This is a genomic window from Holdemania massiliensis AP2, assembly GCF_000327285.1.
Lineage (GTDB): Bacteria > Bacillota_I > Bacilli_A > Erysipelotrichales > Erysipelotrichaceae > Holdemania > Holdemania massiliensis.
The window spans coordinates 615,894-627,921 of sequence record NZ_HE998567.1; the positions used below are offsets into that span (position 1 = coordinate 615,894).

Sequence of the window (12,028 nt, forward strand, 5' to 3'; positions counted from 1 at the left end):
TATTTTAATTACACGTCTTTTCTCCAAACCATCTTATTAACTATCCCGACATAGCTCTGAATGATTTTAACTACCTTGGAACTCACGTTTTCTTCAATATAGTCTGGCACAGGAATACCATAATCACCCGCTTTATTCATCTCCACTGCCGTGTCCACAGACTGCAAAAGCCCTTTCTCATCAATCCCAGAAAGAATAAAACAGGCCTTGTCCAATGCCTCAGGACGCTCTGTAGATGTACGAATACATACAGCTGGGAATGGATGACCGATACTGGTGAAGAAAGAACTTTCCTCAGGCAGTGTTCCGCTGTCAGATACGACTGCGAAAGCATTCATCTGCAAACAGTTATAGTCATGGAAGCCGAGAGGTTCATGTTGAATTACACGTCTGTCCAACTGGAAGCATGACGCCTCTAAACGCATACGACTGCGCGGATGACATGAATACAGGATTGGCATATCGTACTTTTCCGCCATTTTATTAATTGCATTGAAAAGACTAAAGAAATTTTTCTCCGTATCAATGTTCTCCTCACGGTGAGCAGACAAGAGAATATACTTGCCCTTTTCAAGGCCAAGATGATTATGGATATCTGATGCTTCTATCTCTGCCAGATTGTTATGAAGTACTTCTGCCATAGGAGAGCCTGTAACATATGTTCTTTCTTTTGGAAGTCCACACTCAGCAAGATAACGACGTGCATGCTCGGAGTAATCCATATTCACATCAGAGATAATGTCTACAATTCTACGATTCGTTTCTTCTGGAAGACATTCGTCTTTACAACGGTTTCCAGCTTCCATGTGGAAGATCGGAATATGCAATCGCTTAGCACCGATGACAGATAAACAGCTGTTTGTATCTCCAAGCACCAATACTGCGTCGGGCTTGATTGCCACCATCAGCTTGTAACTTTGAGCAATGATGTTGCCACAAGTTTCTCCTAAATCCTCACCTACAGCATTCAAATACACATCAGGATCAGCAAGCTTGAGATCCTTGAAGAACACACCGTTGAGGTTGTAGTCGTAGTTCTGGCCAGTATGCGCAAGAATTGTATCAAAATATGTACGACATTTATTGATTACTGCGGATAAGCGGATAATTTCAGGACGTGTGCCAACGATGATCAGCAGTTTTAGTTTACCGTTGTTTTTCCAATTTATATTGGTATAGTTCATACTGTTTTCTCTCCCCCTACGGTCTTACTATGCATCTTTTGCAAGTTCTTCCTGAATATATGCAAGTGAAGCAATCTTCGCCTTGGTTTCTTCCACAGTGAGATGCTTTGTGTTGTTAGAGTTAAATTCACTCAGCTTTGCTCTTTCTACATTACCCTTCGTAAAATACTTATCATAATTTAGACCTCGCTTATCACATGGTACACGATAGAAGTTCCCCATGTCAATCGCATGAGCACATTCCTCATTTGTCAGAAGCGTTTCATACATTTTCTCACCATGACGTATTCCAATAACCTTAATATCCTCTTTTTTACCACCAAACAGTTCGCACACCGCTTCTGCCTGGGTCTGAATGGTACAAGCGGGCGCTTTCTGAACGAGAATATCCCCAGCCTCACCATGCTCAAAGGCGAAAAGAACAAGGTCAACTGCTTCATCAAGAGACATAATAAAACGGGTCATGGTTGGCTCAGTCAGTGTAATTGGATTGCCATTTCTAATTTGGTCAATCCACAGTGGGATGACAGAACCACGAGAACACATTACGTTACCGTAGCGGGTGCAACAGATCTTTGTGGTAGAGCTGGTACGTGCTTTCGCCACAATGACCTTTTCCATCATAGCTTTAGAAGTACCCATAGCATTTACGGGATATGCTGCCTTATCAGTAGAAAGACAAACAACATTCTTAACACCTGCTTCGATGGCTGCAGTCAGAACATTCTCAGTTCCGATCACATTCGTCTTAACTGCCTCAATCGGAAAAAACTCGCAGGATGGAACCTGTTTCAGCGCTGCTGCGTGGAATATGTAGTCAACGCCATGCATAGCGTTCTTAACTGATGCAATGTCTCGAACATCACCAATGTAGAAGCTGATCTTATCAGCCACCTCCGGCATTTTAGCCTGGAAGTCGTGGCGCATATCATCTTGTTTCTTCTCGTCACGGGAAAAGATGCGGATTTCTCCGATGTCTGTCTTAAGAAAGCGGTTGAGTACCGCATTGCCAAAGGATCCCGTACCTCCAGTGATTAATAGGGTTTTATTTGTAAATAAGGTCATCTTGATCTATTACCTCCACATTTACTTAGCCTTAAACTTTTCTGCACTAATGATTTACTTAATTAGTCAATAACACCATACATCTTTTCATATCTTTCCAAGCACCACTCAGCCAGTTTCTTAGACTGTTTAAAGAAGAACAACATCCAGTCGCGACTGCTTTCATTAATGCTTTCCTTATATAGTGCCCAGCCGACATAGTACCAATTATGAATCGCAGAATACGCCATCCAGTGGATATGCTCTTTTTCTGTTGCGGGACGACCAAAGTACGCCTCAAGAATATCCATAATCTTAGGCTCATCCACTTCGTATTCAAGTCCAGCAATAACACGGCCAAAATCGTATCCTGGGTCATTGTACCCAGCAAACTCCCAGTCTATGATATCAAGTGTGGTATCTGTACGAAGAACATTATCAATATTGATATCATTGTGGCACATAGTATGCTGAATTCCATCTAAATCTGCATACTTCTGCAACTTGCGCATCATTGTCCATTCTTTCTCGAACACCTTGAAAAGATCCCCCTTCATCTTTGATGCTTCTTTGAAGAGACGTTCGCACTGATAGATAGGGTCGTAATCATATTCTTCTGCATTCGGTAAATCAACACCAACATCGTGGAAAGCTTTTATTTTTTTTGCCACAGCCTTCATTAGTTCTACATCTTCATAGTACACACCGTGAAGATCATGACAATTTTCACGAAACTTAGAAATTTTCACACCAGACTCATCAATGTACACATAGGTATCATCAGCGTGTGCTTTTGCTGCCAACTTTTGAGCCAAGCATTCATTTTTACGATAGATAAAAAACTGACTGCTATCACCCGGATACCGGAAAATATAGCGTTCACCACGAATCACAAAGGTAAACAGAATGTTAGTCAATCCTTTTTGCAGAATAATAATATCGCTGATCTCATCTTCCTTGCAATTTAGCACTTCACAAATCTTCTGATTAATCCGTCCACTAACATTCCCAAGGAACAATCCTTCAATGTTCTGAATTTCTTGAATTGAGTCAAACTCATACAAGAAGTCAGCGGAATATTCACGTACATACATATCAAAATCATCTGCATGACGACTGATGAACTCTTCCCAGAACAGTGCAGATACACGGAAATCATCGATTTCGTCATTCATGTATTTTACTAATTTACGGCTCAGCTCTTTGTCTATGTATGCATGACCGTAAATACATTCACCACTCTTCGCTCCGCTGTACACATTTAAGATTCTACCAGAAGAATTCTTGCGAACAAGAAGTTCATTATGTGCGTTTTCTTTGTATACAGTTGCATGGAAAGAATTATATTCATACTGAGAGAAAGGGTTTTCCTCAAAGTAATTATCGCAGTTCAAAATATAAGTGCTTCCAAGATGCTTCCTTGCTATATATAGCGAATAGATATTATTCTTCTTCAGATCGGGGTTGATTTCAAGGTTCACGCCCCACTTGTCCTGCAAAAAGAAATACAATTCTTGCTTGTATGCAATTACAACAGTAATATTCTGAATACCAGCTTCACGTAATTGACGAATCTGACGTTCAATCAATGTCTCACCGTTCTTCATGAACAATCCCTTAGGCATAGAATATACTGACTTTGCTGAAATATCCGAGCCGCCAGCAGCAAGAATTACTGCATTCACAACTTTAAGAGTAGAGATTTCATCCAAGCCATTTTGTGTTACTTTATCATTTGCAATGAAGCCTTTCTTTTCCAACCTTGCCTTCAAATCAGAAACTTCTTCTACAGACTTAAACACATAATAGTGCTTATTCTCGTAGATTTTCTCTGCTGTAGTGATATCTGCACTTTTCATCATCGTGCGGATCACTTCAAACTCTTTATAACTGATCATTTTACGTTCTCCTTTTAAAATTATTTTCTGATTTCTTTATTTTTAATTGTTGTACGATTAAATAAACTGCAAAGAATTTAAGATCCTCTTGTGATGTTATCTTAAAATCATTTTCAATTCTTTAAAATACAATAGATTTACTAAATCCATACATGAGTAATATCGGTTTCTAATGGGTCGATCATATTCTAATTTCACCTGACATTAAAGTGACTAAGGAATATACAATCAAATCATCAAAGCCTCATATAATACCAACTAATAGGAATTTTATTCGTTATGTACTCACTCGCACACAATAAACACGAGTTCGCCAGAATTGTATCCCCTTTTACTTAGCAAACTCTTATTTAATCTGAAATAAAATCATTATCCAAAAATTATGCTATAATCATATGAATCAAAACAATGTCATCGGATGAGTAGATTACTCGCAACGCGCAAATATCATTTTGTTCTGAGGCAAAAATATTATTACGTCTATATCTATTTATTTTAACTTATCGTTTTTTATGTTACATCTATCTAACAGAGCCAAATGACATTTCACAAAAACAATTATGCTTTTAAAACTTTTCCTATATGTGCAGAATAATTATTTTACACTGTATCTCATTAAACCGTTTAGAACACTTGCAACTTTCAAATAGACAATCTCCTAAACAACTTAGTTCTACCTTTTATTTTCAAATCACATTCGAGGCCATAGAAAAATTACTGCTGACCTTTTCTCTTTTCTTGTAATAGTAAGTATCCCTCAAAAATATCTAAATCTTCTCTAGTTGTAATTTTGATATTCATCGAGTTACTCTTGGAAAACCACAGACGTTTGCCAAGAGCCATGTACAAAGAAGTAGTGTGTGGTTCCAAAGTATCGATAATGCCTTGCTTAATTGCAGTTTCATATGCTTCACACAATTCGCCGTACTTAAATGTCCACGGGTTACTAAAGCCTTTGATTGTTTCTCGGATCAAATTCTTAGTTGTACTATATTCATCATCTTTAATGCAAGTACATAAATTAATATCCTCCGAGGAAATCGCATTTCCATGTTCTTCGCATACTTTAATGCTATCGTCTATAACATCTTGAGTAGTCATAGGAGAAACACCAAAGCTGATGACAACGATGTCATTGAAGTTAATCTTATCTTTGAGGTGGAATACACCGTTCATTGTTGATTCTTGGAAAGTTGAACCACCAACAGTTGTCCACTTCAACTTGCTAATTCCGTAAATGGCAGCAATGCAAGTAACTTCTTCTACCCAATCTTTATGGCATACAACCTCAATCGCATTAATCTTGTCGTTATTTTGAAAAATCTCAAGTGTATAGGCAAGGATTGGTTTGCCCATCACCTTTATAAATTGCTTGGGAATATCTGCTCCGACACGATTGCCGGTTCCTCCTGCAAGAATAATTGCTATATTCACTGTTTCAACATCCTTTCACCTTACTGGATTGCATTACTATCATGTATTGGATATAAAGTTCTCATCTTTCAAATAATACGCGTTGATATAATGATGTCCAATCTGTTGTTCTTTAGGAGGCGGGGTCATATAGTCTCCATAGACAGTGCTTAAAAATTTGTCATACTGCTTAATGGCTTTAAACAATTTCCCTTCAAATTCTACTTCTATAAATTCCGAAAACATATCGCTAGCCATGATCTCTTTTTTGCCATATGCAAATGCCCCGCTGGTTTCGCCAGAATAGACTTTAGACGCAATCGGATATCTTGCCTGTCGCTTCTCCGTATAAGACAGCAGCTTATTGATGTTGACCAGCTTACCTAAGACATAGAAACCGAACCTGACGATATCGTAATAACCCTTGAACCGCGTTCTGGTTTTAAAAAAGTGATCCCAGTTTGCTGCATTTGCCAAACTGAGAAGGAATACCGTTCCATACATATTGCGAATGGCCTGGCTAAAGGTATTGCCCAGACCGTCAACAGCAAGAATATCCACAAATAACCCCATCTTCCCTCGCCATTTCCATAATGGCTCATCTGGAATTACTGTGCTTGCGTTGCAAACACGGGTATATAGGAACGGCCACTTAGGGTCCATTCGATGGGAGATAATATAAAAAGGTGTTTCATGCTCCTGGCAATATTGGAGAAACCGCTCATAATCATCCCGGGGCATAATCAGGTCAATATCATCATCCCAGGGAATAAATCCTTTGTGACGAATGGCACCCAGTAGCGTACCATAGGCAAGGGAATAGTTGATGCCTTCTTGTCTGCAGATTTCATCAATCTGGCATAGGACATTGTATTCAACTTGCTTTATTTCATCCAGCGTAAGTTTTTTCATTCTCATTTTTCCCTATCTCCCTTTCTTATATAGAATAACCTTACATTCTAATCCTTTTTCACCAAACGCATAAACGCATTGTAATTTAAAATAATACCAATAACGATTACTGATGCAATCCCAATTCGAATTAACAGATGATTGTAAAAAAAGGTAATGGTGAGTGATAATGCTATGAGTAAGATCGAAATAACACATATTATTTTACCGTTATAGATACAGGCACCAAATTCCTTGAAACAAATATTCCGGTAAATTAAATAGTGGAAGAAAGTATAAAGAATGTAACAAATTAAGGTCGCATACGCTGCTGCCAAATATCCAAAAATTCTAATAAAGACATAGTTCAGTATCGCACATAGAACACCACTTATGGCTGTTGCAAGCATAATGCGACTGGTCTGCTCATAATAATACTCAAAATAAATAAAGAATGTATAAACCAGCATAAAATATGTACACATCACAATTGGGGGAATCACCCAAATAGCATCATGATACGCTGAGGGTGCAAAGACACTCACGATCTCCGGTGCAAAAGAAATTAAAATAAGGCAGAAAGCTGCCATCAAGGCGATGGGAATCGTAACAAACTGACCCAGCTCCACAGTTTTTCTTTCCTTAAGCTTTTGGTAGGTCCATGGTGCCATGGTATAGTCCAAAGCTGTAACTAGAAGTGTCAACACCCAGCCAACAGAGTTTCCAATACTATATATACCCGCTTCATAGTTGCCCACCATTCGCTTGATCATCAACTGGGAAGAACTGAGTAATATCCGCTGAAAAAAATAGTGGGGGATTAAAGGTAAAACAAATCGCAATGCGTATTTCCAGTATTTTTTATCGTAAAAGCATTTTCCATCCCAAAAACACTTGATATAAAGATATGTATAGGAAATCACTTCAACAAGTACAAGAGAAAGAACCCGGCTATACACCTTATTTTGCGGCCATAATAAGATTGCTATTATACCAACTATCGGCTTTGCCAAGGAAGTTGCCAGCGTAAGCTGAACAAGCTTCACATATCGGTATTCCGTTCTTTGTAGCATTGACCAGAAGCCGAACGCAGTAACGGACAATACTCCCGGAAAAACTGACAGAATTAGGATAGATGGTAATCCAATTAAGGAATTTATCCATTTGTGGTTGAACAAATAAAAAATGAAACTAATAATAGCCGTTGTAGTTGCCAATCCCTGCAGTGACGATGTAAACCGGTTTCTTTCCGCAGAGTCTTCAATTTGTATCACTTTTTTTTGATACACAGAACTAGCCAAACCAAGTGTTATCAAAATTGACATCAAGTCTGAAACAGATAAATATGTACTGACAACTCCATATTCCGATGGCAACATTAGGCGTGTAAAAATTGGAGTCGTTAAGACGCTAATGCCTTTTTGCAAAAAAGTGCATGCAAAAAACCAAATACTTGCCTTCAGAATAGTAGATAGGGCATTATACTTCTCTTTTATAATCAAAAAAAAATTCTTCATATTATTTCCTGTCTTCCTAAATGTCATCCGTTCATTCATCTTTTACCTGAATAAATCACTTCAAAGATTCGATTTACGACCTGTTCACTGGCATGTCCGCCTTCGTAGATGCCGCATCTATCATGAAAAAACGCTTTATTATCTTTTTTATACTTTTCATCATCAAAAGACAACACATTGTCAATCAGCTGATCTTCATCTTGTGCAAAAGGAAACGGTAATTCCTCAAAATCAAAGCGAGCCCCCCTATCCTCTGCATACGCATCCATATCCTTTGCAAAAACAAAACCCGGCTTTCCATTTTTTGAAAACTCTGTAATTGTTGAAGAATAGTCTGTGATAATGCAATCTGAAATCAACATTAGCTCCTGCATATCTGGATAACTTGTCCCATTGAACACTTTTTCTCCCTTTATCAATTTATCTCCAAATTTAGCAATATTCGGATGGAGACGGATAATACCATACCACTGCCCAGAAAATCTCGTAGAAAATGCATCCAGGAGCCTGCTCCAGTCGATTTGAAACATCGATAGACAATTATCCTTTTCTCCGACACGAAAAGTAGGTGCATACATCACTACTCCTGCATCTTTAGAAATTCCAATACTTTCCTTAATCTGATTCTTAAGATTTTGATTGTTTTCATAAAGAATATCTTCCCGTGGCAAACCGCAGCGCATGATTTCTCCAGAATACCAAAATATCTGCCGGTAATCTCTCTCATCAAACTTACTGGAGGCAAGAAACAAGTCTGCCATTCTTGAATCTCTCTTCGCAGCAGAAACATAGGTATTGCACAATGCTTTTTCTGCATCTTTCTCAACCTTTTTTAAACCAATGGATCCATGCCATGTCATGATGTAGTATTGATCTTTCTTCTTTCGAACATATCCGGGCTTTCTGCAATTATCCACCCATACTTTAGCAGTACACAGTTCATATACAAAAGCTAGCGAAGCATATTTCACCGCACGAATTCCATCTGGTATTGATTCTCTTTCACTTCGATACAGCCAAACCAAATCTAAATTCAAATTTTTTTGCTCTAATATCTTTTCTGCTATATATTTGCAGTTCCCCCCATATCCTTTTCCTCGAAAATTACAAAAGACAATTTTATTTTGTTTGATTGGGCATAACCTGAAGAAATAAAACAAAATAACCATAATTACATGTTTTATATTTTCTATCATATTTTACCATTCCTTGCTTAATTTACAGAAACAAAAGCCTAATTATATCTTTAATTGCAACCAAAACAGGATTCATACAAAGTGCCCCAAAGACAAGTTCACCCCAATCACACTTAATAAATTCTATTACCCATAACGCAAGGCAAATGGGAGTTAGGATATATACAATCTTACTTAAACGATATGGGAATGTACCGTGCTTAGCATAAATAGACACAAACACACCGCCGCCTAATGCAAGAAAAGCAGATGCAAACCTCCAATATTCTGGCATGGGCATTGGTGCGCAGGCAATTGTCAGCACACCAATATAAAACACAAATTCTGTATATTTCTTTCTGCTGCTATTTAGATACTCTTGATCTTGCTTGCACAAACGTTTCTGATAAATATATATTGCTAGACAGAGAATCACTGCCATTGTAATATACACAGCCTTTGCCAAGCGATGTGATCCGCTATTTGCAACAGCAATTGCCCATTCAGAATTATGATTCCGATAGAACCAATATGCTTTATAAAGCATATTCCTCACTATGGACAGAATCAAGTTACCAGAGGACGCCCAAGAAGCCGTTACTTTATAAAGAATATCTGTTATAGGCATGATTAGAGATGCCACTAAAATTGATACCACTTTATAATTTCCCGGCAATAAGAGTACCAAGCGCAAAAGTATCATCACAATAGAAGATTGGTGGAGCGTTATTGGCATGAGATATAGTAAAAACGTTTTCCAATCATGCTTACCTTGATAGAGATCCCGAAATATAGCCAATCCGATCAAGCAAAATGCTAACACATTTCGAACGTTATTCGTGATTGCATAATAGTTCATCGTAAGAAGTGCAAATATAATATAGCTGAGGACATTTTTGGGAGAAATACTCTCTTTTTCCGCCATATAGCATGTGATGTAGAAGCAAATAAAATATACAAAAAAAACAGACACTGCTGGGATTAGGTGAACATCTCCAGACTTACCACCTAACCAGAGCAATAAATTCATTACAAATATCTCGGTCTGTCCATTTACCGATGAGAATAAAGCTTCCCTAAAAGACATATCTGCAAGCTGTTCAGCCCACTCAAAGTAACGAATGATATCAGGTTCATTTTTTACCGGCGTATAGCTATAAGCAACCATTGATAGAAATACTGCTATGATGAAAATATAGATTCTCCAATTTTTAAAGTTATGCTTAATACCATAAAATGATATTGGCAATGCAATAGCAGGGAGTAGTAACCCAAATGCCCAAAAACTAATCACGAAATTCTCCTCTATCCTTAATTCTCATAACAAATCGAAATAACCCTGGTGAAGCACACAAGAGTAAGCTGCAAATTTTAAACGTTACACTCAAATTTCCATCCAACATGCTATACAATCTGTCTCTTATAAATCGTTTACGATAAAGCATAAAAACCTTGGAATATTCTTCGTTAGTAAGACTTTGTTTTCGTAGAATTTGTACCACTTGTCCATCATATAGATTAAAAATCAACCGTTTATACTCCGGATACTTCTTCAGAATATACTCGGAGATAGTATCGCAAATGGTAAAACATTGCAGATGTTTTTCATTTAATTTGGATTTTAAGATACTGCCGGATCGCTGTATATAATAGTAATTTTCCGCATAACCTGCCAAAACCACCTTATCGCATTCTCCGATATATAAATAAGTTGTCGCTAAATCTTCAAAATAACCAGAAGGAAACGGGAATTTTTGCAGCGTGTCACGACGCATCAATTTTGCCCAGCTACAATGACCACTTTTTCCATAAAAGTAAATATCTGCAAAAGCCTCTTTAGATGTTCTACAAACTTCATCAGTAGAGAAAACACTTAAAATTTTGCCCGATTCATCCATACTGATCGCACCGCATGAAACCATGTCTGCGTCATACTTTTTCTGCAGTTGCACCATATCACGAACATAGTTTGGACCAACATAATCATCAGAATCAACAAAAACGATCCATTCGCCATTGGCTTTCTCTACGCCGTAATTACGAGCTGATCCAAGCCCTCCATTTGGCTTGTGATAGGAAAAAACATTCTGATGTAATTGTGCAAAGCTATCACACATCTCAGGGCAGTTATCAGGAGAACCATCGTCTACAAGAATAATTTCTGTATTATCATAGCTTTGGTTCAGCAAGCTATTTAAGCACTTATCAAGATACTTCTCCACACCATATACTGGAACAACAATTGATATTAACGGATTACTCTTTTTCATCACACACTTCTCCTTATAACATTTCTACAATCGAAATAATGAATAGAACCTCGTTATTTCACTTTGCACCATTTTTCTCTATCAATCGTCTCCAAAAACAGTTCAGGATTTCTTATGTCTTTAGCAAGTTCATGAAGCTTATTATTTTCTAAATCTAACCATTCAGATATCATTAGCGCATGCCAAACTTCCTTATAAAAACGAAAACAGCTTAGGCTTGCAGGTACGCCTGCAACAATTTCATAAGGTATCACGTCATGTGTAACAACTACACCCATACCAATTACAGCACCTGTACCAATAACTACTGCCCCAAAATTTGTGATTTCTCACAAATCCATACATCGTTACTGATGGTAACGCGTTTTGGCGTAGGTTTGTTATATGTGCTGAACTTTTTCTTTATAAAATCTCTTCCACTGTAAAAAACAGGAAATGTAGAAATCAAATTCCATAGGATGTATCGCTGCGCCGATTACAAACTTATCCGCAATAGAGCAGTATTTTCTGATATCCGTATTGAGAATTTTGCAATATAACCGCAAAATGAATATTTATCAAAGGTACTTTTTATTACAATACTACCTGCTTCAGTTTTTGCGGTTTTATTAACGAAGCACTTTTAACAGCTTTTCC

At 37.7% G+C, this 12,028-nt stretch carries 10 protein-coding genes; all 10 read right to left on the reverse strand.

What is annotated here, in order from left to right:
- Positions 1-8: 8 nt before the first annotated feature.
- The gene (locus BN162_RS02920) at positions 9-1,184 is read right to left on the reverse strand and encodes a UDP-N-acetyl glucosamine 2-epimerase (RefSeq protein ID WP_020223571.1); all 1,176 of its coding nucleotides are present in this window, start codon (positions 1,182-1,184) and stop codon (positions 9-11) included.
- Between the two features lie 27 nt (positions 1,185-1,211).
- A complete protein-coding gene (locus BN162_RS02925; protein WP_020223572.1) occupies positions 1,212-2,249 on the reverse strand; it encodes a polysaccharide biosynthesis protein in 1,038 nt (345 codons plus the stop codon).
- Positions 2,250-2,311: 62 nt separating this feature from the next.
- Positions 2,312-4,126, reverse strand: a complete 1,815-nt coding sequence (locus BN162_RS02930; protein WP_020223573.1) for a phosphotransferase — start codon at positions 4,124-4,126, stop codon at positions 2,312-2,314.
- Positions 4,127-4,840: 714 nt separating this feature from the next.
- Positions 4,841-5,560: an IspD/TarI family cytidylyltransferase gene (locus BN162_RS02935; protein WP_020223574.1), complete on the reverse strand. Its 720-nt coding sequence runs from the start codon at positions 5,558-5,560 to the stop codon at positions 4,841-4,843.
- Positions 5,561-5,599: 39 nt separating this feature from the next.
- Entirely contained in the window at positions 5,600-6,457 is an 858-nt protein-coding gene (locus BN162_RS02940) for a LicD family protein (RefSeq protein WP_020223575.1), read from the reverse strand.
- 41 nt (positions 6,458-6,498) lie between these two features.
- Positions 6,499-7,947: a lipopolysaccharide biosynthesis protein gene (locus tag BN162_RS02945; RefSeq protein ID WP_020223576.1), complete on the reverse strand. Its 1,449-nt coding sequence runs from the start codon at positions 7,945-7,947 to the stop codon at positions 6,499-6,501.
- A 35-nt stretch (positions 7,948-7,982) separates the two neighbouring features.
- Positions 7,983-9,143, reverse strand: coding sequence for a CDP-glycerol glycerophosphotransferase family protein (locus BN162_RS02950; RefSeq protein ID WP_020223577.1), 1,161 nt, complete (start codon positions 9,141-9,143; stop codon positions 7,983-7,985).
- Between the two features lie 22 nt (positions 9,144-9,165).
- On the reverse strand, positions 9,166-10,416 hold the full coding sequence (locus BN162_RS02955) for an EpsG family protein (protein ID WP_020223578.1): 1,251 nt from the start codon (positions 10,414-10,416) through the stop codon (positions 9,166-9,168).
- Complete coding sequence (locus tag BN162_RS02960) at positions 10,409-11,392, reverse strand: glycosyltransferase family 2 protein (RefSeq protein WP_020223579.1); 984 nt, start codon at positions 11,390-11,392, stop codon at positions 10,409-10,411. The genes BN162_RS02955 and BN162_RS02960 overlap by 8 nt, the downstream gene beginning before the upstream one ends.
- Before the next feature lie 53 nt (positions 11,393-11,445).
- Entirely contained in the window at positions 11,446-11,670 is a 225-nt protein-coding gene (locus BN162_RS02965) for an LbetaH domain-containing protein (RefSeq protein ID WP_020223580.1), read from the reverse strand.
- Positions 11,671-12,028 lie beyond the last annotated feature (358 nt).